The sequence below is a fragment of the Mesorhizobium tamadayense genome (assembly GCF_003863365.1).
Taxonomy (GTDB): domain Bacteria; phylum Pseudomonadota; class Alphaproteobacteria; order Rhizobiales; family Rhizobiaceae; genus Mesorhizobium; species Mesorhizobium tamadayense.
Map to the genome: position 1 here is coordinate 187,404 of NZ_RQXT01000002.1, position 24,568 is coordinate 211,971.

At 64.2% G+C, this 24,568-nt stretch carries 24 protein-coding genes; 7 read left to right on the forward strand and 17 right to left on the reverse strand.

Going from position 1 to position 24,568, the window contains the following annotated elements; all coding sequences use genetic code 11:
* Positions 1-114: 114 nt before the first annotated feature.
* From tam to EH240_RS02610, 3 genes are all read right to left on the reverse strand, one after another.
* Positions 115-882, reverse strand: coding sequence for a trans-aconitate 2-methyltransferase (tam, locus tag EH240_RS02600; protein ID WP_124995854.1), 768 nt, complete (start codon positions 880-882; stop codon positions 115-117).
* A 38-nt stretch (positions 883-920) separates the two neighbouring features.
* Positions 921-2,570 carry an energy-dependent translational throttle protein EttA gene (ettA, locus tag EH240_RS02605; protein ID WP_124995855.1) on the reverse strand — a complete coding sequence of 550 codons (1,650 nt, stop codon included), beginning with the start codon at positions 2,568-2,570 and terminating at the stop codon, positions 921-923.
* Between the two features lie 152 nt (positions 2,571-2,722).
* Positions 2,723-3,724, reverse strand: a complete 1,002-nt coding sequence (locus tag EH240_RS02610) for a ribonuclease T2 family protein (protein WP_124995856.1) — start codon at positions 3,722-3,724, stop codon at positions 2,723-2,725.
* Between the two features lie 201 nt (positions 3,725-3,925).
* On the opposite strand from EH240_RS02610, the gene EH240_RS02615 reads away from it, so the two are divergent.
* The 3 genes from EH240_RS02615 to EH240_RS02625 all read left to right on the forward strand — a co-directional run bounded on the left by EH240_RS02615 (position 3,926) and on the right by EH240_RS02625 (position 7,761).
* The gene (locus EH240_RS02615; RefSeq protein ID WP_124995857.1) at positions 3,926-4,858 is read left to right on the forward strand and encodes an alpha/beta fold hydrolase; all 933 of its coding nucleotides are present in this window, start codon (positions 3,926-3,928) and stop codon (positions 4,856-4,858) included.
* 81 nt (positions 4,859-4,939) lie between these two features.
* Positions 4,940-6,115, forward strand: coding sequence for a CaiB/BaiF CoA transferase family protein (locus EH240_RS02620; RefSeq protein WP_124995858.1), 1,176 nt, complete (start codon positions 4,940-4,942; stop codon positions 6,113-6,115).
* Positions 6,112-7,761, forward strand: a complete 1,650-nt coding sequence (locus EH240_RS02625; protein ID WP_124995859.1) for a thiamine pyrophosphate-binding protein — start codon at positions 6,112-6,114, stop codon at positions 7,759-7,761. Before EH240_RS02620 ends, EH240_RS02625 begins: the two co-directional genes overlap by 4 nt.
* 49 nt (positions 7,762-7,810) lie before the next feature.
* On the opposite strand, the gene EH240_RS02630 is transcribed toward EH240_RS02625, so the two are convergent.
* The 5 genes from EH240_RS02630 to EH240_RS02655 all read right to left on the reverse strand — a co-directional run bounded on the left by EH240_RS02630 (position 7,811) and on the right by EH240_RS02655 (position 12,623).
* Positions 7,811-8,257 (reverse strand): CHRD domain-containing protein, encoded by a 447-nt coding sequence (locus tag EH240_RS02630; protein WP_124995860.1) that lies wholly within the window; start codon positions 8,255-8,257, stop codon positions 7,811-7,813.
* A 179-nt stretch (positions 8,258-8,436) separates the two neighbouring features.
* Positions 8,437-9,408, reverse strand: coding sequence for an ABC transporter substrate-binding protein (locus EH240_RS02635; protein WP_124995861.1), 972 nt, complete (start codon positions 9,406-9,408; stop codon positions 8,437-8,439).
* 40 nt (positions 9,409-9,448) lie between these two features.
* A complete protein-coding gene (locus EH240_RS02640) occupies positions 9,449-10,603 on the reverse strand; it encodes an ABC transporter permease (RefSeq protein ID WP_124995862.1) in 1,155 nt (384 codons plus the stop codon).
* Positions 10,600-11,478 carry an ABC transporter permease gene (locus EH240_RS02645; RefSeq protein ID WP_124995863.1) on the reverse strand — a complete coding sequence of 293 codons (879 nt, stop codon included), beginning with the start codon at positions 11,476-11,478 and terminating at the stop codon, positions 10,600-10,602. The genes EH240_RS02640 and EH240_RS02645 overlap by 4 nt, the downstream gene beginning before the upstream one ends.
* Positions 11,479-11,831: 353 nt before the next feature.
* Positions 11,832-12,623: an ABC transporter ATP-binding protein gene (locus EH240_RS02655; protein WP_124995865.1), complete on the reverse strand. Its 792-nt coding sequence runs from the start codon at positions 12,621-12,623 to the stop codon at positions 11,832-11,834.
* Between the two features lie 117 nt (positions 12,624-12,740).
* Here EH240_RS02655 and EH240_RS02660 point away from each other — a divergent pair, with 117 nt between their 5' ends.
* Positions 12,741-13,145 carry a cupin domain-containing protein gene (locus tag EH240_RS02660; protein WP_124995866.1) on the forward strand — a complete coding sequence of 135 codons (405 nt, stop codon included), beginning with the start codon at positions 12,741-12,743 and terminating at the stop codon, positions 13,143-13,145.
* Positions 13,146-13,168: 23 nt separating this feature from the next.
* Here the strand turns inward: EH240_RS02660 and EH240_RS38720 are convergent, their stop codons facing one another.
* The 4 genes from EH240_RS38720 to aptA all read right to left on the reverse strand — a co-directional run bounded on the left by EH240_RS38720 (position 13,169) and on the right by aptA (position 17,709).
* Positions 13,169-13,402 carry a hypothetical protein gene (locus tag EH240_RS38720; RefSeq protein ID WP_245435806.1) on the reverse strand — a complete coding sequence of 78 codons (234 nt, stop codon included), beginning with the start codon at positions 13,400-13,402 and terminating at the stop codon, positions 13,169-13,171.
* A 147-nt stretch (positions 13,403-13,549) separates the two neighbouring features.
* Entirely contained in the window at positions 13,550-15,001 is a 1,452-nt protein-coding gene (gene hydA, locus EH240_RS02670; RefSeq protein WP_124995868.1) for a dihydropyrimidinase, read from the reverse strand.
* A 58-nt stretch (positions 15,002-15,059) separates the two neighbouring features.
* Positions 15,060-16,310, reverse strand: coding sequence for a Zn-dependent hydrolase (locus EH240_RS02675; RefSeq protein ID WP_124995869.1), 1,251 nt, complete (start codon positions 16,308-16,310; stop codon positions 15,060-15,062).
* 70 nt (positions 16,311-16,380) lie between these two features.
* Positions 16,381-17,709: an omega-aminotransferase AptA gene (aptA, locus tag EH240_RS02680; RefSeq protein WP_124995870.1), complete on the reverse strand. Its 1,329-nt coding sequence runs from the start codon at positions 17,707-17,709 to the stop codon at positions 16,381-16,383.
* Positions 17,710-17,963: 254 nt separating this feature from the next.
* Here aptA and EH240_RS02685 point away from each other — a divergent pair, with 254 nt between their 5' ends.
* A complete protein-coding gene (locus tag EH240_RS02685) occupies positions 17,964-18,590 on the forward strand; it encodes a TetR family transcriptional regulator C-terminal domain-containing protein (RefSeq protein ID WP_124995969.1) in 627 nt (208 codons plus the stop codon).
* Positions 18,591-18,930: 340 nt separating this feature from the next.
* On the opposite strand, the gene EH240_RS02690 is transcribed toward EH240_RS02685, so the two are convergent.
* On the reverse strand, positions 18,931-19,803 hold the full coding sequence (locus tag EH240_RS02690) for a helix-turn-helix transcriptional regulator (protein ID WP_124995871.1): 873 nt from the start codon (positions 19,801-19,803) through the stop codon (positions 18,931-18,933).
* A 102-nt stretch (positions 19,804-19,905) separates the two neighbouring features.
* Here EH240_RS02690 and EH240_RS02695 point away from each other — a divergent pair, with 102 nt between their 5' ends.
* Positions 19,906-20,751: an SDR family NAD(P)-dependent oxidoreductase gene (locus EH240_RS02695; protein WP_124995872.1), complete on the forward strand. Its 846-nt coding sequence runs from the start codon at positions 19,906-19,908 to the stop codon at positions 20,749-20,751.
* On the forward strand, positions 20,748-21,470 hold the full coding sequence (locus EH240_RS02700; protein ID WP_124995873.1) for an SDR family oxidoreductase: 723 nt from the start codon (positions 20,748-20,750) through the stop codon (positions 21,468-21,470). The genes EH240_RS02695 and EH240_RS02700 overlap by 4 nt, the downstream gene beginning before the upstream one ends.
* Before the next feature lie 27 nt (positions 21,471-21,497).
* Here the strand turns inward: EH240_RS02700 and EH240_RS02705 are convergent, their stop codons facing one another.
* From EH240_RS02705 to preA, 4 genes are all read right to left on the reverse strand, one after another.
* Positions 21,498-21,992, reverse strand: a complete 495-nt coding sequence (locus tag EH240_RS02705) for a DUF3592 domain-containing protein (protein ID WP_124995874.1) — start codon at positions 21,990-21,992, stop codon at positions 21,498-21,500.
* Positions 21,993-22,136: 144 nt separating this feature from the next.
* Positions 22,137-22,595 (reverse strand): carboxymuconolactone decarboxylase family protein, encoded by a 459-nt coding sequence (locus EH240_RS02710; protein ID WP_124995875.1) that lies wholly within the window; start codon positions 22,593-22,595, stop codon positions 22,137-22,139.
* 13 nt (positions 22,596-22,608) lie between these two features.
* On the reverse strand, positions 22,609-23,139 hold the full coding sequence (locus EH240_RS02715; protein WP_124995876.1) for an RrF2 family transcriptional regulator: 531 nt from the start codon (positions 23,137-23,139) through the stop codon (positions 22,609-22,611).
* 114 nt (positions 23,140-23,253) lie between these two features.
* Positions 23,254-24,567, reverse strand: a complete 1,314-nt coding sequence (gene preA / locus EH240_RS02720; protein ID WP_124995970.1) for an NAD-dependent dihydropyrimidine dehydrogenase subunit PreA — start codon at positions 24,565-24,567, stop codon at positions 23,254-23,256.
* Position 24,568 lies beyond the last annotated feature (1 nt).

Here is a 24,568-nt window from a genome sequence, read left to right on the forward strand (position 1 = left end):
GTCCGACGTGCGGCCTTGGTGCCGAAGCGGGCTACCCTTGTCGCATTTGGCCGGTTTATGCCAGCTTAAACCTCAGTTGCGCGCGGCTATCGCGATGAATTGACCGGAAGGCGGTCAGGCCCGCTTGGCGATGATGAAGATGCGAGGGAAACGCAGCAGCACCTTGCCGGTCGCCGTCTTCGGGTAGGCCTGTGCGATCTTGGCGGTATAGCTTTCGAGGAATATCCTCTTCTCATCCGCATCGAGCAGATCGAGAAACGGCTTCAGCCCCGTCGCCTTGACCCATTCGACGATCGCTTCCGCGTCGGCCAGCGGATGGTTGTAGATCGTGTGCCAGATATCCACGCGGTCGGCGAGCGGCGACAGAAGATCGTAGTAGAAGGAAACCGGCGGCAGCGGCGCGCGAGCGGCACCCTTGAGCTTGGCCGAGAACGGCATCTCGGCCGCCGTATCACGCATCAGCTGATGCGAGGGCTCGCCGAGATTGTCGGGCATCTGAATGGCCAAGGCGCCGCCGGGTGCCAGCAATCCCATCAGCCGCTGGAACACCGCCGGATGCTCCGGCAGCCACTGGAAGACCGCGTTGGCGAAGATGACGTCCACCGGAAGCTCGGGCTGCCAGGCGGCAGCATCCGCGAGTGCGAAATTGACGTTGGGCAGCCGAACCTTCGCCTTCTCGATCATATCGGGCGAGGTGTCGAAGCCGCTGACCTCGGCATCCGGCCAGCGATCGACCAGAAGCTCGGTCGAATTGCCTGGACCGCAGCCGATGTCGACGACCCGTCGCGGGAAGTCGACCGGGACTTGCGCAACCAAATCCCGCGCGGGCCGCGTGCGCTCGTCCTCGAACTTGAGATATTGGGCGGCGGACCAGTCAGCCATTTGACCTCCTCACCTGCCTCGTCGCCCCTACCTTGACCCTACCTTGTCAGCCGCTTGTGCGTCATGCGGTGCGGGGCGGCCGCTTCGGCACCCAGCCGGCGAAGCTTGTCCTTCTCATATTCCTCGAAGTTGCCTTCGAACCATTCGACATGGGCGTCGCCCTCGAAGGCGAGCATGTGGGTCGCCATGCGGTCAAGGAACATGCGGTCGTGGCTGATGATGACCGCGCAGCCGGCATAGGCTTCCAGCGCGTCTTCCAGCGCGCTCAGCGTTTCGGTGTCGAGGTCGTTGGTCGGTTCGTCGAGCAGCAGCACATTGCCGCCGCCCTTCAGCATCTTGGCCAGGTGCACGCGGTTGCGCTGGCCGCCCGAAAGGTTGCCGACCTTCTGCTGCTGGTCGCCGCCACGGAAGTTGAAGGACGAGCAGTAGGCGCGGCTGTTGACCTCGTGCTTGCCGAGCTTGATGACTTCGGCGCCGCCGGAGACTTCTTCCCACACGGTCTTGTTCGGGTCGAGCGCGTCGCGGCTCTGGTCGACATAGCCCAACCTCGCCGTCTCGCCGATGCGGATCGATCCGGCATCCGGTTTTTCCTGGCCGGTGAACATCTTGAACAGCGTCGTCTTGCCGGCGCCGTTCGGGCCGATTACGCCGACGATGCCGCCCGGCGGCAGCTTGAACGACAGGTTCTCGATCAAAAGCTCATCGCCAAAACCCTTGTTGAGGCTCTCGACCTCGATAACGACGTTGCCGAGGCGCTCGCTCGCCGGGATGACGATCTGGGTGTCGGTCGGTTTGCGGTTCTGCGACTGCTCGACCAGTTCCTCATAGGCCTTGATACGCGCCTTGGACTTGGTCTGGCGCGCCTTAGGCGAGGACTGGATCCACTCGCGCTCGCGCCAGATCGCCTTCTGGCGGGAGTCGTCCTCGCGGCCTTCCTGGATCAAGCGCTTGGCCTTGGCGTCGAGATATTTGGTGTAGTTGCCCTCGTAGGGGATGCCGCGGCCGCGGTCGAGCTCGAGGATCCAGCCGGTAACGTTGTCGAGGAAGTAGCGGTCGTGGGTGATGATCAGCACCGAGCCCGGATAGTCGCGCAGGTGCTTTTCCAGCCACTGCGTGGTCTCGGCGTCGAGATGGTTGGTCGGCTCGTCGAGCAGCAGCAGATCGGGTTGCTCGAGCAGCAGCCGGCAGAGCGCGACGCGGCGACGCTCGCCGCCCGACAGGTTCGTCACCTCGGAATCGGCCGGCGGGCACTGCAGCGCGTCCATCGCCATCTCGATCTGCTGCTCGAGGTCCCACAGGTTCAGCCGGTCCATCTCGTCCTGGAGCTTGGCCGACTCGTCGGCCGTCTCGTCGGAATAGTTCATCATCAGCTCGTTGTAGCGCTCGATGATGGCGGTCTTCCTGGCAACGCCGACCATGACGTTTTCGAGCACGGTCTTGTTGGGGTCGAGCTGCGGCTCCTGCGCCAGGTAGCCCACGGTCGCGCCCTCGGCCAGCCACGCCTCGCCCTGATATTCCTTGTCGAGCCCGGCCATGATGCGCAGGATGGTCGACTTGCCCGAGCCGTTGGGGCCGAGAATGCCGATCTTGGCGTCCGGATAGAACGACAGGTGAACGTTATCGAGCACCTTCTTGGTGCCGTAGGCCTTCGACAGGCCGGACATGTGATAGATGAACTGGCGAGCCACGCGTGCTTTCCCTGGAACTGAGGTGTCAGGTTGGATGGGGTTGCGCGGTATGTAGGCGATGAAGCGCCGAACGGCAATCGCTTTCGGCACATCGCGATCTTTCACCAACCGGGAGTCCCGTCCGGTTTGGCGGCCAAGCCTGGCGTGGCGCCCTACTGGAACCCGATCGCGTCGACCGTGCCCTTCGGGCAACCGGCCTTGCCTGTCGGCGCCGAGGCTGTGAGCAGGTCGGCGAGCTTGGTGTCAGGGCCGACCGGACCGGAGAGACCGAGCGTCAGCTCGCCGATCAGCCGCCGGCCGCTCGACGGATCGACCAGGCACGAGACGCGCACGCGGTCGCCGGCACCCTTGCCAAAGGCTTGGTCGAAAGCATCACGGATCTGGTCCGATGTCAGCTGCTTGCCGATGTTCTTGGTGAAGAGATCGCGCACCGGCGAAGCGTTCACCGCCCGCATCAAATTGAGCGCGTCGGAGAAATACTCCTGCTGGCCCTTGCCGTAGCAGGTGCCGTGCTTGATCCACTCGTGACGCTCCAGCTTGGAAGCCGTGCCCGGCATCACCTGGTCGAGCTCGGCGCGCGTGTTGGCATCGAGATCGACGGGCGGCAGATCGCCCCAATGCGCGGGGTTGTCGTTGGCCTTGTCGCCCGCCGACACTTGGCAATAGAAATTGCCGTTCGGCTGCGGCCACAGCCCATGCAGCGTGAAGTGCGAAGCGTCGAACTCGTTGGGGTTCTGCGCCTTGCATTCAGGCTTGCTGGCCTTGGTCTCGCAGAAGGCCGGCTGCCAGCTCAGCGCGAAGACATATTCAGGCTTGCCGGAACCAGGCTGCGACGGCTTGGTCTGGCCGGCGGGAGCCGACGCGCTGCCGCCGGTGACGTGGCCGCAACTGATCTTCACCCAACGCCGCTCCGGATCGGCGCCAGGAACCTGGATGAGATAGTGCGTGGGGTCGTCCTTGTTGCCGGCGAGAAGCTGGTAGCTGTGTCCTGCTTGCGTGGACACGTTGCCGGGGTTCTTGCCGCTCTTGATGGCCTGCGTCGCCGGACAGGCGCTGTCGGCCACGAAGGTGCCGCTCATCTTGACATCGGCCTGCGCCGCGCCGGCGCCGGCCACAGCCAACAAGATCGAACCCCATAGTGCCCAAACCCGCATTCGCGCTCTCCCGGCGATCATCGAACCGTATTGGATTCGTCACAATAGAACAGGCGACGTGTCAGAATTGCGATCTTTTTCACCGCGCGAAAATAATCCCCAGCAGAGCGATGGGCGCATCCTCTCTCGATACGGTCGAAACGATCGCGCTCTCTTGACGCCGCTGAAACCCTCGCCCATCAGTCGTGAAGGGAGCGAGACATGCCATTCGACAAGCAGACCAGGCTGGCTTCACCGACCGGGGCCGACCTAAACCTCTATGTGAGACATGCGCAGACGACCCCACGTGCCGTGATCCAGATCAATCACGGCCTAGGCGAGCATGCTGCGCGTTATGCCCGCTTTGCCGATTTCCTCGCCCCGCGCGGCTTCCATATCTACGCCCATGACCATCGCGGCCATGGCACGACAAAGGCGCCCGACGCGCCGCTCGGCAGGTTCGCCGACGTCGACGGCATCGCCAAGGTGATCGCCGATGTCGGCGCGGTCCACGATCTGATCGCCGCCGAGCATCCGGGACTGCCGGTCATTGTCTTCGGCCATTCGCTCGGCGCCTCGATCGCGCTGAACTTCGTGCTCAGCCATTCCGGGCGCGTCCATGCCGCCGCGATCTGGAACGGCAATTTCTCGCAGGGCCTGCTCGGGCAGCTTGCGCTGGGCATTCTCGGCTGGGAGCGGATGCGGCTGGGCTCCGACGTGCCGTCGCGGCTGCTGCCGAAGCTCACCTTCCAGGCCTGGGGCAAGGCCGTGCCCAACCGCCGGACCTTGTTCGACTGGCTGTCCCGCGACCCGGCCGAGGTCGACAAATACATCGCCGATCCGCTCTGCGGCTGGGACGCCTCGGTGTCGATGTGGCGCGATGTGGTCAAGATGGCGCTCCACGTCGGCAAGGATTCGAGCTTCGCAGCCGTGCGCCGCGACCTATTCGTCAACCTCGTAGGCGGAGAGAGAGACCCCGCTTCCGACTACGGCAAGGCGGTCAACCATCTCGCGCGGCGCATGGACACAATGGGCTTTTCGAATCTGGTTTCAAAGGTTTACGCCGAGACCCGCCACGAAAGCCTGAACGAGGTCAATCGGGACATCGTCATGAACGATTTCGCCGCGTGGGCCCACAGCGTGCTCAAATCCTGATCCGCCTTGGCCCATTGCAAGGGCCGTGACAGGGGCGGCTGCTATTGATAGAGGCTGCGCTTCATTAAACCACGGTGATCCATGACTGAGCCTCCGCTGAAAGGCATCCGCGTTGTCGAGCTCGCCCGCATCCTGGCAGGCCCTTGGGCCGGGCAGTTGCTCGCCGATCTCGGCGCCGATGTCATCAAGGTCGAGAGCCCGGACGGCGGCGATGATACCCGCAGATGGGGCCCGCCCTTCGTCATGAGCCATGACGGCGAGAACCTCTCGGCGGCTTATTATCACTCCTGCAATCGCGGCAAGCGCTCGATCGCCATCGATTTCTCCAAGCCCGAGGGCGCCGACACGCTGCGCCGCCTCATCGCCACCGCCGATGTGCTGATCGAGAACTTCAAGCTCGGCGGCCTGAAGAAATACGGCCTCGATTATGAAAGCCTGGGGAAGATCAACCCGCGCCTCGTCTATTGCTCGATCACCGGTTTCGGCCAGACCGGCCCATACGCGCCGCGCGCGGGCTACGACTTCATCATCCAGGCCATGGCCGGGATGATGTCGATCACCGGCGAGGCCGGCCGCGAGCCGCAGAAGGCGGGCGTCGCCATCTCCGATCTGTTCACCGGCCTCTATTCGGTGATCGCGATCCAGGCCGCGCTGCGCCACGCCGAGAACACCGGCGAAGGCCAGCACATCGACATGGCGCTCTTCGACAGCCAGGTCTCGGCGCTCGGCAACCAGAACCTCAACTATCTCGTCTCCGGCAAGTCGCCGGTGCAGATGGGCAACGCCCATATGAACATAGCGCCCTACGAGGTGCTGCCGGTAAAGGACGGCCACATCATCCTTGCGGTCGGCAATGACAGCCAGTTCAGCAAGTTCTGCGCCGTCGTCGGCCTCGCCGAGTTGCCCGCCAATCCGGATTTCGCCACCAATCCCGCCCGCGTCGCCAACAGGGCGGAGCTGCGCAAGCGGCTCATCGAGACGCTGAAGACGTGGGATCGCGACCCGCTGCTGGCGAAGCTGGAAGCCGCAAGCGTGCCGGCAAGCCCGATCAACACGATCGGCCAGATGTTTGCCGATCCGCAAACGATCGCGCGCGGCATGCGGCTCGACCTCGACGACGGCCACGGCAACCTCCTGCCCTCGGTGCGCGCGCCGATGGTGATGTCCGGCACCCCGCTCGTCTATGCGCGCCCCTCGCCGCGTCTCGGCGAGCACACAGAGGAAATTCTTGCCGAACTGGAGAGGTCAGCGAAATGAAGACCGGCGGACAACTGATCGTCGAGGCGCTGGAAGCGAACGGCACCGACCGCATCTTCTGCGTGCCAGGCGAATCCTATCTCGCGGTGCTCGACGCGCTGCATGATTCATCCATTCGCACCATCGTCTGCCGACAGGAGGGCGGTGCCGCCATGATGGCCGACTGCCAGGGGCGGCTGACCGGCAAGCCCGGCATCTGCTTCGTCACCCGCGGCCCCGGCGCCACCAACGCCTCGGCCGGCATCCATATCGCCATGCAGGATTCGGTGCCGCTGATCCTGTTCATCGGCCAGGTCGCCAGCCACGCCAAGGAGCGCGAGGCCTTCCAGGAGGTCGACTACAAGCGCTTCTTCGGCGACATCGCCAAATGGGTTGTTGAGATCGACGATGCCTCGCGCATTCCGGAATTCGTCACCCGCGCCTTCGCGGTCGCGACGTCGGGCAGGCCCGGCCCCGTGGTCATCTCGCTGCCGGAGGACATGCTGACCAGCGAGGTTGAGGCGCCGGAAGCGCTTCCGCACACGCCGGTCGAGACGCGCCCCGGTGAGGCTGAGCTCGACGCGCTGGAAATGCTGCTGAGCAGTGCAAAGCGCCCGTTCGTCATCCTCGGCGGCACACGCTGGGACGAGGAAGCGGTGGCGCGGATGCGCGTGATCGCCGAGGCATGGTCGCTGCCCGTGGGATGCTCTTTCCGCCGCCAGATGCTTTTCGATCATCTTCATGCGAGCTACGCCGGCGATGTCGGCATCGGCATCAATCCAAAGCTAGCGGCGCAGATCAAGGCGGCCGACGTCGTGCTGCTGATAGGCGGCCGCATGGGCGAGATGCCGTCCTCCGACTACACGCTGCTGAAGAGCCCCTACCCCGACCAGGCGCTGGTGCATGTCCAAGCCGATGCCGGCGAGCTCGGCCGCGTCTATCGGCCGACGCTGGCGATCAACGCCTCACCATCGGCTTTCGTCGAGGCTTTCGCTAAGCGCAAGCCGGCCGGCACGCCGTCCTGGGCAAATGAGACGGCGAAAGCTCACGCCGCCTATCTCGAATGGTCGACGCCGCCCCAGACCGGGCCAGGCGCCGTCCAGATGGGACCGATCATGAACTATCTGGAAAAGGCGCTGCCGGAGGACGCCATCCTCACCAACGGCGCGGGGAACTACGCCACCTGGGTGCATCGCTTCCACCGCTCCCGCCGCTTCGCCACGCAGGCGGCTCCCACCTCAGGCTCGATGGGCTACGGCACGCCGGCCGCTGTCGCCGCCAAGGCGCTGTTTCCAGATCGCGAAGTCATCGCTTTTGCCGGCGACGGCTGCTTCCTGATGAACGGCCAGGAGTTCGCCACCGCCGTGCAGTACAATCTCCCGATCATCGTCATCGTCGTCAACAACGGCATCTACGGCACGATCCGCATGCACCAGGAACGCGAATATCCTGGCCGCGTCGTCGCCACCGACCTCAAGAACCCGGACTTCGCCGCCCTTGCCCGCGCCTATGGCGGCCATGGCGAGACGGTCGAAAAGACCGAAGACTTCGCTGCCGCGTTCGAACGCGCGCGCGCCAGCGGCAGGCCGGCGATCGTCGAGATCAGGCTCGATCCCGAAGCGATCACGCCGACCCGCACGCTGACGCAGATACGCAACAAGTCCTGATCCACAGAAAGAGGCGGTTGGCCGCCTCTCTTCTGCCGGCAGGAACCTGCTACATCGTACCCGCAGCCTTCTCGATCTGCCCGCGAATCTCGCCGTCAGGATTCGCCTTGGTGTGGATGTTGACGTAGTATTTGCCGGCCTCGAGGTCGGTGGCCTGCGCATCGGTTAGTGTCGCCGAACCCTTGATCGGGCTCTTCAGCTTCTTGAACGGGATTACCGGGTCCGCACTTTGACCCATCGCGGCCGGGCCATGGATGTGAGCGGCTGCCGCCGGCCCGCTGAGGCCGGAATATTTGACGTTCCAGGTGAGCTTCTTGCTGGTGGTGTTGAACGTGAATGTGGCAGTTCCCTTGCCCTTGGTGGTGACGGGCGGGCTCTGCTGGCCACCATCGAGCGTCGCCTTGAACTTCATCGTCTCGGCCATGGCCGGCGATGCGAGCAGGAAGGCGGTCGAAACGGCGAGCGCCGAAAGCAGCGGCAGTAATTGGATGCGCATGAAGAACCTCCGTTTGGCTGACGCATCCGCCGCGGCTCCCCGCGTGGATGCTTCACTGAAACGGCCAGGCGGCGCGAAGTATCCCCGGACACGCATATTTTACCGGCACCAACAAAAAGGGGCGGTCGCCCGCCCCTTTCGATACCTGCCATCAAGGCCCGATCTTACTTGATCGCCTCTTACTTGATCGCTTTGTCGGTGATCGCCGTCGTGTAGGCGCCGGTCGGCTCCTTGGCGATGATCTTCTGGTCGAGCAGCGCCTTGGCGGTGCGCTCATAGGTCGCCGGATCGAGCTTGCCGTCGGCATTGTCGATCAGCTTGGCGACTTCGCCCATCATGCGCTTCTGGTGGTTCTCGTCCTGGCCGCCATTGTCCATGACGATCCCGGCCGCCTCGTCCGAATTGTCGACGGCGTATTTCCAGCCCTTCATCGAGGCGCGCACGAAGCGCACCATCTTGTCCTCGAAGGCCGGGTCCTTGAGCTTGTCCTCGAGCGCGTAGAGCCCGTCCTCGAGCAGGTCGTTGCCCATGGCCGAATAGTTGAAGACGGTGAGCTGCTCCGGCTTGTAGCCGGCGTCGATCAGCTGCCAGTACTCGTTATAGGTCATGACCGAGATGCAGTCCGCCTGCTTCTGTATCAGCGGCTGCACGTCAAAGCTCTGCTTCAGCACGGTGACGCCGTCCGGTCCGCCCTCGGTCTTGAGGCCGAGCTTGTTCATCCAGGCGTAGAACGGATATTCGTTGCCGAAGAACCAGACGCCGAGGGTGTGGCCCTTGAAGTCGGCTTCCGTCTTGATCGGGCCGTCCTTCGGGCAGACCAGCTCCATACCGGCCTTCTTAAACGGCTGTGCGATGTTGACCAGCGGCACGCCCTTTTCGCGCGCCGCGAGCGCGCCGCCCATCCAGTCGACGATGACGTCGGCGCCGCCGCCGGCGATCACCTGCTCCGGCGCGATGTCGGGACCGCCCGGCTTGATGTCGACGTCGAGGCCTTCGGCATCATAGAATCCCTTGGCCTTGGCGACATAGTAGCCGGCGAACTGGGCCTGCGTGACCCATTTCAGCTGCAGCGTCAGCTTGTCGGCGGCCATCGCCTGGAAAGCCGCCAGCGACATCGCCCCGGCCAGGACAGGAATAATCAGTCTTTTCATGTTTTTACCCTCTGAAGTTAGTGCCCTAAACCCACCGCCCCTATCCACCACGGACAGAGGGATGCCAAAACGTGACGGCTCTCTCGAAAAGAGCGACCACGCCATAAAAGACCGAACCCGCAAGTGCTGCAACTGCGATTTCGGCCCAGACCATGTCGATGTTCATCCGTCCGACCTCGGTCGAAATGCGGAATCCCATGCCGACGACGGGCGTGCCGAAGAACTCCGCGACGATGGCGCCGATCAGTGCCAGCGTCGAGTTGATCTTCAGCGCGTTGAAGATGAAGGGAGCGGCCGCCGGCAGCCTGAGCTTCAGCAATGTCGGCCAATAACCCGAGGCATAGGTGCGCATCAGGTCGCGCTCCATATGGCCCGACGCGGCAAGCCCGGCAACCGTGTTCACCAGCATCGGGAAGAAGGTCATGATGATGACCACCGCGGCCTTGGACTGCCAGTCGAAGCCGAACCACATCACCATGATCGGCGCGACGCCGATGATCGGCAGCGCCGAAACCATGTTGCCGATCGGCAGCAGCCCGCGCCGCAGGAACGACACCCGGTCCGCAAGAATGGCGGCGACGAAGCCGGCGAGGTTGCCGACGATGTAGCCGAAGATCACCGCCTTGAAGATCGTCTGCCGCACATCGGCGCCGAGTATCGGCAGCGAGTTGGCGATGCGCGCGCCGATTGCGCTAGGCGGCGGCAAAAGGATGAACGGGATGCCGGCGCCGCGCGTCACCGCTTCCCAGATGATCAGGATCCAGGCGCCGAAGATCGCCGGGATGATCAGGCGTAGCGCCGTCTTGCCTCCGCTGGCTGCAGGCCGTAGCGAGGACAACAGGGCGACGCAGCGCCAGGCCAGCAGCCAGGCGGCCGCGAGTGCCAAGAAATATGGTGCCAGCGCCGTGCCCTCGAAACCGGCGATGCCTCTGATCAGAAGCCAGGCGGCAATATGTGCGCCGATGAACAGCACGATGGCTTCGGCAAGCGGCGCGAGCCATACTGTCGAGACCAGCGTCGCGATCAGCAGCAGGCCCAAGATCAGAGCCTTGGTGCCCATATACGGGTAGGCGATCGTCGCCGCGGGTTGCGCGAGCGCGGCCGCTTCCGGCTTCGACATCGCGCCAAGCGCAAAGGCGACAAGGCAAAAGAGGATCGCCAGCACCGATTGCCAGGACGGTTTCAGCCAGGTCATGCCGGCCTCCCGCCCATGGCGCGGTCGACCAGGCGGCCGGCGATGCCGACCACCATGACCAGAAGTGCCGCAACCACCGAGCCCGCAACCAGCGCCGACCATATGTCGATGGTCTGGCTATAATACGCGCCGGAGAGCAGCTTGGCGCCGATGCCGGCGACAGCACCCGTCGGCAGCTCACCGACGATGGCGCCGACCAGGCTCGCCGCCACCGCGACCTTCATCGACGTGAACAGGAACGGCACCGATGCCGGCACCCTCAGCTTCCAGAAGGTCTGCGAGGCGCTGGCATTGTAGGTATGCATCAGGTCGAGATGCGTGATCTCGGGCGAGCGCAGGCCCTTCACCATGCCGACGGCGACCGGGAAGAAGGACAGATAGGTCGAGATCAGCGCCTTGGGGATCAGGCCGGTGATGCCGACCGCCGCCAACACCACGATGATCATCGGCGCCACCGCCAGGATGGGAATCGTCTGCGAGGCGATGATCCACGGCATCAGGCTGCGGTCGAGCGTCGCCACATGCACGATGCCAACAGCGATGACGATGCCGAGCGCGGTGCCGAAGGCGAAGCCGAGCAGGGTCGATGACAGCGTCACCCAGGCATTGTAGACGAGGCTGCGGCTCGACGTGATGCTGCGCAGGAAAGTGTTTTCGAAGAAGTTCACCGCCACCTGGTGCGGCGCCGGCAGCGTCGGCTTCGGCTGCGACAGCGTCTTGCCGATGAACTCGACGGCGCCTGGATTTTCGTTTGCCCTGCGGTCGAGATCGCGCTGGAACGGCGTGTTGAGGATGACCGCAAAGACATACCAGAGGACCACCACGCCGGCGAGGATGGAGGAGACCGGGACGATCTTGGAACGGAAGCTATCCATTTAGCGATCTCCGCCGGACGGACGCCAGAGGACGACGGCGGTTGTTCTTCGTCATCCTAGGGCGGAGCAGGCGCGAAGCGGCCTGCGTAGACCCTAGGATCCATGCCGTGACATCGGCCGAGGGGCGTGAACGGTCGAGAATGTCCTCCCGGCAGGGCGCGGCGAAGGGAGCCATGTTCCGCACCGCTGCCGAGCGGATGCGTAACGGCATGGATCCTAGGGTCTGCGCCGCGTCGCTTCGCTCCTTGCTTCGCCCTAGGATGACGAAGGCGTGTTTGGCCGCCCCCTCACCCGGCCGCTGCGCGGCCACCCTCTCCCCGTGGGGGAGAGGAGGGAGTTCATCCTTCCCCCGCTCAATCCTCATAGCTGTGCCCTGCCCTCAAGCCGTCGCGCACGCGCGCGGCGATCGCCAGGAATTCCGGCGTCTCGCGGATGTCGAGCGGCCGCTGCCGGGGCAGCGTCGATTCGATGACGTCGCTGACGCGGCCGGGCCGCGGCGACATCACGACGATGCGCGTCGACAGATAGACTGCCTCGGGGATGGAATGGGTGACGAAGCAGATCGTCTTGTTGGTCCGCTCCCACAATTCCAGCAGCTGCTCGTTCAGATGGTCGCGCACGATCTCGTCGAGCGCGCCGAACGGCTCGTCCATCAGAAGCAGGTCGGCATCGAAGGCGAGCGCGCGCGCGATCGAGGCGCGCTGCTGCATGCCGCCGGAAAGCTGCCAGGGATATTTCTTCTCGAAGCCGGCGAGATTGACGAGTTCCAGCGTGCGCCTGATGCGCTCCGCCTGCTCGGCCTGGCTGAGCCCGATGATTTCCAGCGGCAGCCCCACATTGCGCTCGATCGTGCGCCAGGGAAAAAGCGCCGCCGCCTGGAAGACATAGCCATAGGCGCGCTTCTCGCGCGCCTGCTCCGGCGTCATGCCGTTGACCGAGATGCTCCCCGACGTCGGCTTCTCCAGATCGGCGATGACCCTGAGCAACGTCGTCTTGCCGCAGCCGGACGGGCCGATGAAGGAGACGAACTCGCCCTTGCCGATGGTGAGATCGACATTGGACAGCGCCTGCACCGGACCGTCATTGGTCTGGAAGGTGAGGTCGAGCTTGCTTGCCGAAACGACGGCTGGCGACTGTCCGCTCATTGGCTGGCGCCTGCCTTGGCGAGCCGCCGCCGCGCCGGCCGGAATCCGGTTGCTTTTGCCTTGATGTTGTTTTCCACTCGACTATGTCCCACTCGTTCGACGCCCGGAGTTTGCCCGATGTCGCCCAAACCAACTTGTCATCTTATTCGCCCTGAAAGCACTTATGAAGGCAAGCAGGGGCTGAGCTATTTCGCCGGCATCGCCGCCGAAACCGTCGGCTCTTCCGGCATCTGCATGCATCTGCTCATCATGCCGCCCGGCGCCCGCGCCAAGGCACACATGCATGAGAACCACGAGACGGCGATTTATGTGCTCTCCGGCGAGGTCCACACCTGGTATGGCGACCGGCTCGGGCAGCACATCGTCGTCAAGGCCGGCGACCTCTTCTACATTCCGGCCGGCGTGCCGCATCTGCCCGCCAATCTGAGCGGCGCGCCCTCCTCGGCGGTCATTGCCCGCACCGATCCCAACGAGCAGGAAAGCGTCGTCCTGCTGCCGGAACTGGATGCGCTGGTCGCCTGAGGTGGAGGAAAAAGCTCTCGCCGTCATCGGCACCGGGCGACTTCCCCGTAGACGGTGCCGTCCTCGTCGGCGATCACCAGCTTCTTCGGGCTCTTGGCGCTGCGCTTGATGGTGAACTGGGCGGGCGACTGCCCCTCCTCGCCTTCCGCCTCGCACTGCGCCTTTACCAAGAGGGAACCGTCCGCCTGGGGTTTCTTGTCGGTGAAGGTGCAGGCGCTCGCCACCGTGACAAATGCCTCGCTGGTCAAAAGCAGCATGTCCTCGGCATAGACTTCCTGGCCGTTCTTGTTGATACAGCCTGATTTGTTGCCATAAGGCTTGGAGAGGTCGATGCCGGCTGCGAAGGCCTGGCTGGCTGCCAGTTATCGCGGCCGCCGCGATCAAGAGGTGAGCTGCGCGCACGCTCAAACTCCAGTCGCCGGAATGCCTGAGCGCTCCACCTTGCGCGGCGCGCTGATCTCCTTCCAGGTCGACAGCGCCCGGTTCACCGCCGCGTTCGGCTCGCGGGCGACGAACTCGCCATGGCCGATCTTTGCCTTGACGTCCGCCTCCTCGATAGACAGCTCGCCACGCGAGAAGACGAAGCGCGGCAGGCCTGTCACCTCAAAACCTTCGAAGACGTTGTAGTCGATCACCGACTGCTGCTTCTTGGCCGAGATCGTCTTCTTGCGCTTCGGATCCCAGACCACGATGTCGGCGTCGGCGCCTTCGACGATCGCGCCCTTCTTCGGATACATGTTGAGGATCTTGGCGATGTTGGTCGAGGTCACCGCGACGAACTCGTTCATCGTCAGCCGGCCCGTGTTGACGCCGGTGGTCCAAAGCACGGGCAACCGGTCCTCGAGGCCGCCGGTGCCGTTCGGGATCTTGGTGAAATCGCCGATGCCGTTGCGCTTCTGCTTGGTGGTGAAGGAGCAATGGTCGGTCGCCACCACCTGCAGCGAGCCGGCCTGCAGGCCGGCCCACAGCGAATCCTGGTGCCACTTGCTGCGGAAGGGCGGGCTCATCACACGGCGCGCCGCATGGTCCCAATCCTTGTTGAAGTATTCGCTCTCGTCGAGCGTCAGGTGCTGGATCAGCGGCTCGCCGAATACCCGCATGCCCTTCTGCCGCGCCCGGCGGATCGCTTCATGGCTCTGCTCGCAGGAGACATGCACGACATAGAGCGGCACGCCGGCCATGTCCGCGATCATGATGGCGCGATTTGTCGCCTCGCCTTCCACCTCCGGCGGCCTCGAATAGGCGTGTCCCTCAGGCCCGTTGTTGCCGGCGGCAAGCAGCTTTTGGGAAAGAGCCGCGACCACGTCGCCGTTCTCTGCGTGCACCAGCGGCAGCGCGCCGAGATCGGCGCAGCGCTGGAACGAGGCATACATCTCGTCGTCGTCGACCATCAGCGCGCCCTTGTAGGCCATGAAGTGCTTGAACGAGGTGATGCCCCTGTCGACGACAGTCGCCATCTCGTCGAACACCTGCTTGCCCCACCAGGTGATCGCCATATGGAAGGAATAGTCGCACGCCGCCTTCGAGGTCTTGTTGTCCCACATCTGCAGGGCCTCCAGCAGCGACTGCTGCGGCGCCGGCAGGCAGAAATCGACAACCATGGTCGTGCCGCCCGAGAGCGCCGCCCGTGTACCGGATTCGAAATCGTCGGCGGAATACGTACCCATGAAAGGCATTTCGAGATGGGTGTGCGGATCGATGCCGCCCGGCATGACGTAGCAGCCGGTGGCGTCGAACTCGTGGTCGCCATGCAGATCCGAGCCGATGGCGATGATCTTGCCATGGCTGAACACCACGTCGGCCTTCCACGTGCGGTCGGCGGTCACGATGGTGCCGTTCTTGATGACTTTGGTCATTCTCTTGTTCCCCTGATCTTTCGCGCTTCTTTTGCGAGCGGTGCGTGGACCTATCCGATCATTCGACGATTCCCGCCGTCTCGACCACCGCGTGGAACAAAACGTCGGCGCCCGCCGCCGCCCATTCCTTGGAGATGTCCTCGGCCTCGTTGTGGCTGAGCCCGCCGACGCAGGGACACATGACCATGGTCGCCGGCGCGACCTTGGCCGCCCAGCAGGCATCGTGGCCGGCGCCGGAAATGAGGTTCATGTGGCTGTAGCCCAGCTTTTCGGCGGCCGTGCGCACGCGGCCGACAAGCATCGGATCGAAGGTCACCGGATCGAAATGGCCGACCGCCTCGACCGAGCATTTGACGCCGAGCGCCTCGCAGATCTGCGGCGCTTCCTTCTCGATGCGGGCACGCATGCCGTCGAGCTTCGCCTGGTCCGGTGAGCGGATGTCGACGGTGAAGACCACCGTGCCCGGCAGCACGTTGCGGGAATTGGGCGAGAACTTCACCTGGCCGACGCCGCCGACGGCGCCCGGCTGGCTCTCCATGGCGACCGTCTGCACCATCTCCAGGATACGGGCCATGGCGAGGCCGGCGTTGACGCGCATGTTCATCGGCGTCGATCCGGTATGCGCCTCCCTGCCGGTCAGTGTGAACTCCAGCCACCACAGGCCCTGGCAGTGGGTGACCACGCCGATCTGCTTGTTCTCGGCCTCGAGGATCGGTCCCTGCTCGATATGGTATTCGAAATAGGCGTGCATCTTACGCGCGCCGACCTTCTCGTCGCCTACCCAGCCGATCCGCTTCAGCTCATCGCCGAAGGTCGCGCCGTCCAAATCCTTGCGGGCGTAGGCATAGTCGAGCGTATGGATTCCCGCGAACACGCCGGAGGCGAGCATGGCCGGCGCGAAACGCGCGCCCTCCTCGTTCGTCCAGTTGGTGACGACGATCGGATGCTTGGTCTTGATGCCGAGATCGTTGAGCGAGCGCACGACCTCGAGGCCGGAGAGCACGCCGAGCACGCCGTCATATTTGCCGCCGGTGGGCTGGGTGTCGAGGTGGGAGCCGACATAGACCGGCAGCGCATCCGGATCGGTGCCGGGCCGCGTCATGAACATGGTGCCCATCTGGTCCACGCCCATGGTGAGCCCGGCCTCGTCGCACCAGGACTTGAACAGCTCGCGGCCTTGCTTGTCGGAATCGGTCAGCGTCTGGCGATTGTTGCCGCCGGCAATACCGGGGCCGATCTTCGCCATCTCCATGATGGAATCCCACAAACGATCTGAATTCACTCGCAGATTCTCGCCGGGGGCGGCCATTCAAAAGTCCTTCCATTCAAAGTCCGGTCGGGCGGCGGTTCCCGACGCCGCCCGACCGGTTGTACCAGAGTTAGTCTATCGAGCGCAGGACATCCCGCACATGGTCGATCAGTTCGTTGATCTGGCCCTTGGTGATGATCAGCGGCGGCGACAGCGCGATGATGTCGCCGGTGGTGCGGATCAGCGCGCCGCGCTCGAACGCCTTGACGAAGGCCGAGAAGGCCCGCTTGGTCGGCTGACCGGCAATCGGCGACAGCTCGATCGCGCCGATAAGGCCGATATTGCGGATGTCGATGACATGCGGCTCGCCCTTCAGCGAGTGGAGCGCGTCTTCCCAGTAAGGCGCAAGCTCCTCGCCGCGCGTGAGCAGGCCCTCGTCCCTGTAGGTGTCGAGCGTGCCCAGCGCCGCCGCGCAGGCGATCGGATTGCCCGAATAGGTATAGCCGTGGAAGAACTCGATCATGTGCTCCGGGCCGGTCATGAAGGCGTCGTGGATCTCCTTCTTGACGAACACCGCGCCCATCGGGATAACGCCGTTGGAGACGCCCTTGGCCGTCGTCATGATATCCGGCGTGACGCCGAAATAGTCCGCCGCGAACGGCGCGCCGAGGCGGCCGAAGCCGGTGATGACCTCGTCGAAGATCAAAAGGATGCCGTGCTTGGTGCAGATCTCGCGCAGCCTCTCGAGATAGCCCTTCGGCGGCAGGATGACGCCGGTCGAGCCCGCGACAGGCTCGACGATGACGGCCGCGATGGTCGATGCATCATGCAGGGTGACGAGGCGTTCGAGATCGTTCGCCAGTTCCGCGCCATGCTCCGGCACGCCCTTGGTGAAGGCGTTCTTCTCCGGCAGGTGCGTGTGCGGCAGATGGTCGACGCCGCCGAGCAGCGTGCCGAACATCTTACGATTGCTGACGATGCCGCCGACCGAGATGCCGCCGAAATTGACGCCATGATAGCCGCGCTCGCGGCCGATCAGGCGGGTGCGCGAGCCCTCGCCGCGAACACGGTGATAGGCGATCGCCATCTTGAGCGCGGTCTCGACCGATTCCGAACCGGAATTGGTGAAGAACACATGATCCATGCCCTTGGGCGCGATATCGACCAAGCGGTTCGCCAGCTCGAACACGATTGGATGGCCCATCTGGAAGGCCGGCGCATAGTCGAGTTCGGCTGCCTGGCTCTGGATCGCCTCGGTGATCTTCGGCCGGCAGTGGCCGGCGTTCACGCACCAGAGGCCGGCGGTGCCGTCCAGCACCTTGCGGCCGTCGCTCGTCGTGTAGTGCATGTCCTTGGCGGATACGAACATGCGCGGCGCCTGCTTGAACTGCCGGTTTGCCGTGAACGGCATCCAGAATGCGCTGAGATCGTTCGGCGTGACTTTCAGCCGGTTGGACATGACCAAGATTTCCCCTTGTAACCTGTTTCGGTGCGCTAACGCTTGGTCTTCCCAAGGCTTGGTCTTCGTTGCGTTTTCGTGCTACGCAAAATTTTGACCGGTTGGACAAACGTTAGCACCGCCCTGTCGGCGGTCAAGGGACTACTAACGGAAATGCGGCATCGAAAGCGCGCTCCACGGCTCGGAGAAAAACTGGTCCAGAGGATTGGTCCAGAAAGCCCGCGCAACTGCGGCCGGCAGGGATGACGGACACGATGGAAGGCTCCCCTCGCCGTACCCGCATCCAGCAGGAAAAGCGCGAGCTGATCCTGGAAGCCGCGCTCGAAGTCTTCTCCGCCAACGGTTTTCGCGGCTCGACGATCGACCAGATCGCCGAAGCCGCCGGCATGTCGAAGCCGAACCTTCTCTATTACTTCCGCCGCAAGGAAGACATTCACGAGACGTTGATGCAGCGGCTGCTGGACACCTGGCTGGCGCCGCTCCGGGAACTGGACGATATCGGCGACCCGCTGACCGAGCTCAGGAGCTACATCCGCCGCAAGCTCGAAATGGCGCGCGATTTTCCGCGCGAGAGCCGGCTGTTCGCCAACGAGATCCTCCAGGGGGCGCCACGCATCATGCCGATGCTGGAAGGCGAATTGAAAACGCTGGTCGACGAGAAGGCTAACGTCGTCAAGGGCTGGATGCGCGCCGGCAAAATCGCCCGCACCGACCCCTGGCACCTGATCTTCTCGATCTGGGCGACGACGCAGCACTACGCCGATTTCGACGTCCAGGTCCGCGCCGTGCTCGGCCCCGACCGCGGCGGCGACGGCCGCTTCGAGGATGCGGCGCGTTTCCTCGAGCAACTGTTCCTTGAAGGGTTGAAGCCCAAGGAATAGCGACAGCAGCGAAAGCTGGTAGCCGACATTCGTCGTTCGTTGGAGATTGGCCGAGGCCTCCCCAATGTCGTCATCCTTAGGCGTAGCGACGCGAAGCGGAGCGAAGACCCGAGGATCCATGCCGTGTCGCCGGCCGAGGAATGCAGCGGAGCAGAATTCTGCACCGTTGCAGCGCGTCGAAGTCACGGCATGGATCCTGGGGTCTGCGCCGCGTCGCTTCGCTCCTTGCTCCGCCCCGGGATGACGAAGTGACCGGCGCTTCAGCCAATCTCCACAGCGGCGCGATCTGCCAGCGCAAAGGCCTCCGACCTGTCAACCCTACAAGGGCCACCAACCATCCTCACGCGCTGCGCCGCGCGGTCGGCTGCGCTTCGAGCAGCTTCCGCAGCTTGGCGATCGAGTTCTGCTCAGGCAACGGCGTGTAGACGATCAGCCGCATGTCCGAGCCGTCGTCGATCGACAGGCTCATATGCTCGAAGGCCATCGCGCCGGCGGTGGGATGCCGGACGTGCTTCACCCCCGTCAGCCTTCGCGCCACGTCCCGCCGCGGCCACCAATCGCGGAACTCCGGGCTTGAACGCATCATGAGCGCGATCAATCGCTCGAAATCCGGATCGCCGACATATCTGGCGCTCTCGGCGCGAAACGACGCGAGCACCACGCGGGCCAACTCTTCCCAGTCGACCAGTAGCCGGCGGTGGTGTGGGCTGGTGAACACCAGATGGACGATGTTGCGGGCATCGCCCTCCAGCAGGCCATAATCGCCGAACACGGCCGCCGCCGCATCGTTCCAGGCCAACACGTCCCAGCGCCGGCCGACCACATAGGCCGGCTGCAGGACGAGGCTCTCAAGCATATGCAACAGCGTTCCATCGACCTTTTCGGGTGCCGCCGCGCGCCGCTCGGGCTGCTGTCGGCCGGCGAGGATGAACAGATGCCGCTTTTCGACCGCGTCGAGGCGCAACGCTTCGCAGAGCGCCGAAAGCACTTCCACCGAAGGCCGCACGTCCCTGCCCTGCTCCAGCCAGGTGTACCAGGTGGTGCCGACGCCGGCGATCATCGCCACCTCCTCGCGCCTGAGGCCCGGCGTGCGCCGCCTGGCACCGGTCGCAATGCCGATGTCCGCAGGCGACAGCCTTTCGCGGCGCGAGCGCAGGAAGGCACCGAGCTCGCGGCGGCGGCTGTCGTCGGGGGAATGGGTCACTGCATCCATAAATCTATTATAGCAGTATCGATACCAGGATAAAGTTAGAACTGTTTGCGGCGCGCGTCGTGCCCCATCTTGCGTCCAGAGCAGCATAAGGAGGCTCTGAACATGGAACTCAAGAACAAGACCGTTCTCGTCACCGGCTCGACCGACGGCGTCGGCCGCGTGGTCGCCGAGAGACTCGGCGCCGCTGGCGCCCGCGTGCTGGTGCATGGCCGCGACGAAGGGCGCACCAAAGCAACAGTCGCCGCCATCGAAGCAACGGTCGGCAAGGCCGAATTTCTCATCGCCGACCTCGCTTCGCTCGCTGAAGTGCGCCGCCTCGCCGAAACCGTCCGCGCAAGGACCGACCGGCTCGACATATTGATCAATAATGCCGGTGTCGGCACCGGCGGCCAGGGCGCGAAACGGCAAGTCAGCGCCGACGGCTATGAGCTGCGCTTCGCCGTCAACTATCTGGCCGGCTTCCTGCTGACGTCGGAGCTGCTGCCCCTGCTCAAGGCAAGCGCGCCGGCGCGCATCGTCAATGTAGCCTCGGCCGGCCAGCAGGCGATCGACTTCGACGATGTCATGCTGACCAGCGGCTATAGCGGCGTGCGCGCTTACTGCCAGAGCAAGCTGGCGCAGATCCTGTTCACCATCGATCTGGCCGAACAGCTCAAAGGCACCGGCGTCACCGTCAATGCGCTCCATCCGGCGAGCTACATGGACACGACCATGGTCAGGCAGGCCGGCGTCACGCCATGGAGTTCGGTCGAGACCGGCGCCGACGCCACTCTCAACCTCGCGGCATCGCCGGCGCTTGAAGGCCGCAGCGGTCTCTATTTCGACGGCCAGCGTGAATCGCGCGCCGACGCCCAAGCCTATGACGAAAGCGCCCGCAGCCGGTTGCGGGATCTCAGTCTCGAACTGACCGGCCATCCATCCTCGACATCCAGGGAACAGCATTCATGAGCGAGAATATCGAACACTGCGTGATCATCGGCGGCTCGTCGGGCATCGGCCTTGCCACGGCCAAACGGCTGGTCAGCCCCACGATGAAAGTGACGATCACCGGCCGCAACGAGGAGAAGCTCAAAGGCGCCTGGAAAAGCCTTGGCGGCACCGTCGGCAAGGCCGCATTCGATGCGGCCAAGCCGGAGGAGGCGAGGCATTTCTTCGACAGCCTCGGGCCGTTCGATCACCTCGTTCTGGCGGCAAGCGGCGGCAAGGGATTGGGACCGTTCGCGACCCTCGACCTCGCCGACATCGGCGGCGGCGTCGACGAGAAGGTCCGGCCGCAGTTGGCCTGCCTGCAGGCGGCCCTGCCGACCTTGAACCGGAGCGGATCGGTCACGTTCATTTCGGCCGTGTCAGCGCAGATCGCCGCGCCCGGCATTGCCGGCATCGGCGCCATCAACGGCATGCTTCTCACCGTGGCGCCGATCCTGGCCGTCGAATTGAAGCCGCTGCGCATCAACGTCGTGGCGCCCGGCATCATCGATACGCCCTGGTGGGACTTCTTGCCGGACGAGCAGCGGCAGGCGGTCTTTGCCGAATATGCCGGCAAGACGCCTGTCGGCCGCATCGGCCGCGCCGAGGACGTCGCCGACGCGATCGCCTTCCTGGTCGCCAACGGCTTCATGACCGGCCAGGTGCTGACCTGCGACGGCGGCCTGCGCTTTGCCGCCTGAGCGGCGAATAGATCTGCAGCGAATAGATCAACTGGAAATGAGGCCGGGCAAGAAGGCGAGTACCATCAGCCCGGCGACAACGGCATACCAGACAAGAAGGTGGACCGCCTTCATCAGCGGGCGGCCCACTTCGCGTGCCCGCTTCGGGCGAAAGGGATCATACATCACCTCGACCGGTGCGCCGACGTTCCTGGTCGTTCTGTTGACCGGCAGATGCGACTCGAAGCTCCACGTCTTGCCCAGCCTATCAGCGAACTCGATGATCGGCGTATCGGGTCCGTCGCTCGACTTGTCGATGCGGACCACCTTGCCGGTGGCAAGGACGCCGCGTCGCCTGAGCACGATGTCGCCATAGGTCTGCATCGCGACGAGCGCCAGGAAGAAGACGCCACACAGGAAGCACCATATCTGAATGTCGCTCGGATGGCCGCCAAGGGCTTGGGCAACAGCCCGGAACGGAAACAGCGCCTGATGGAAGGCTTCCGAATTGCGTACCCAGAATGCAGTCCAGCTTTGCCCCATGAACGCTCCGACGGGCGAACCTGCATTTGCTAATACGGGACAATCGCGACGGAGCGATTAACGCGCGGCCGTCAATTGCGCGGAATCCGCGGACTGCGTCAGACGGCGCGGGCCTCTGGCAGACCCGCGCCGCCCGATGAACGATCACGCAGCCTTGGCGGCCGGCATCGGGTGGATGGCGTGGAAGGACACGCAGAGCCGGTTCCAGGTGTTGATCATGCCGATCGCCACCGTCAGCTTGACCAGCTCCTCTTCCGAGAAATGCTCCAGTGTCCTGGCATAGAGATCGTCCGTAACGCCGTTATCGGAGATGTTCGTCACCTTCTCGGTCCAGCCGAGCGCGGCGCGCTCGCGCTCGGAAAACAGCGGCGATTCCTTCCAGGCGGCGACCAGATAGAGCCGGGTCTCGGTCTCGCCGTCGCGCCGCGCCTCACGGCTGTGCATCTCGACGCAATAGGAGCAGCCATTGATCTGCGAGGCCCTGAGCTTGACGAGGTGCATCAGGCCTTCCTCCAACCCGCACTCCTCCACCGTCTTGTTGAGCGCCGACACCGCCTTCATGATCTCCGGCGCCTTCGCGAAGAACTGCAGCCTCTGTTTCATCATCTTTTCCCTTTCACGCTTTGCTAGGTTGAGCGGGGCTCGGTTGAACTTTCTGTGGCCGCTGGTGGCGTTCGACGAAGGCGCAGTTCACGGCGATCGAGCGAGGATCGGCGTCGCTCTGATAGGCAGCGACGATGTCGGAGAGCTTTGCTTCGGCGAGCGCCGCACGATAGGCGCGCTCCGCCTTCAGCATTGCGACATTGATGCCGCACGGCTGCACATAGGCCGAGGCATCGAGCTTGACCGGGCCGCGCTGGCGGATCTCACCACAGCGGAAGGCAGGCTCTCTGCCCTCGACCGCAAGCACGATGTCGAGCAGCGTGATGCGCTCGGCCGGCCGCGCCAGCCGGTAGCCGCCGGCAGGTCCCGGCACCGATTCCAGGATGCGTGCCGTCGTAAGCTGATTGAGATGTTTCAAGAGATAGCTCGGCGACAGGCCGAAGGCCTCTGCCATGGCGGCGCCCGATATGGTGCTGTTGCCGTCGACGCCGGCAAGCATGGCGGCGCAGTGGATCGCCGCTTCGACGCCCTCTCCAAGCTTCATGGCTCGTCACTCCTATTCGTAGATATTTTGTATCATGGATATTTCTTATCTGCAATACCAGAATAAAAAAACGGCGCCCGAGGACGCCGCTTTTTTGGCTCGAACGCCTGCCCCTTACTCCGCCGCCACTTTGGCCATCGGGTTGTTCGGGTGCGTCGTCCAGTTGGCGTAGATCGGCGACACCGGCTTGCCGGTGCGCTGGTCCATCGCGCCGGCCGCCAGCGGCTCCATCGTGATGCAGCCTTCCACTGGGCAGACATTGACGCAGAGATTGCAGCCGACGCATTCGGCCTCGATCACCTCGAAATGCCTCAAGCCGTCGACCATGCTGGTGATCGCCTGGTGCGAGGTGTCCTCGCAGGCGATATGGCAGCGGCCGCATTTGATGCAGGCGTCCTGGTCGATATGCGCCTTGGCGACATAGTTGAGGTTGAGATACTGCCAGTCGGTGACGTTGGGCGTGGCGCGGCCGACGATGTCGGAGAGCGAGGCGTGGCCCTTCTCGTCCATCCAGTTCTCCAGCCCCGCGATCATCTCCTGCACGATCTTGAAGCCGTAGGTCATCGCCGCCGTGCAGACCTGCACGTTACCGGCCCCGAGCGCCATGAATTCGGCGGCGTCGCGCCAGGTGGTGATGCCGCCGATGCCGGAGATCGGCAGGCCGCGGGTTTCGGGATCGCGCGCGATCTCGGCCACCATGTTCATCGCGATCGGCTTCACTGCCGGGCCGCAATAGCCGCCATGCGAGCCCTTGCCGTCGATGGTCGGCTGCGGCGCGAAACTGTCGAGATCGACGCCGGTGATCGAGTTGATCGTGTTGATCAGCGACACCGCGTCGGTGCCACCGGCATGCGCCGCCCGCGCGGGCTTGCGGATGTCGGTGATGTTGGGCGTCAGCTTGGTGATAACGGGCATGCGCGTGTACTGCTTGCACCAGCGCACCACCATTTCGATATATTCCGGCACCTGGCCGACCGCCGAGCCCATGCCGCGCTCGCTCATGCCGTGCGGGCAGCCGAAATTGAGCTCGATGCCGTCGGCGCCGGTCTCCTCGACCAGCGGCAGGATCGCCTTCCAGCTTTCTTCGTCGCAAGGCACCATGATTGAGGCGACAAGCGCCCGATCCGGCCAGTTCATCTTCACCTGCTTCATCTCGCGCAGGTTGGTCTGCAGGTCACGGTCGGTGATGAGCTCGATGTTGTTCAAGCCGAGCAGGCGGCGGTCGGCGCCCCAGATCGCGCCGTAGCGCGGGCCGTTGACGTTGACGACCGGCGGCCCCTCTTCGCCCAGCGTCTTCCAGACCACGCCGCCCCAGCCGGCCTTGAAGGCGCGCTCGACATTATAGGCCTTGTCGGTCGGCGGCGCCGACGCCAGCCAGAACGGATTGGGCGATTTGATGCCGACGAAATTGTTGCGGATGTCTGCCATG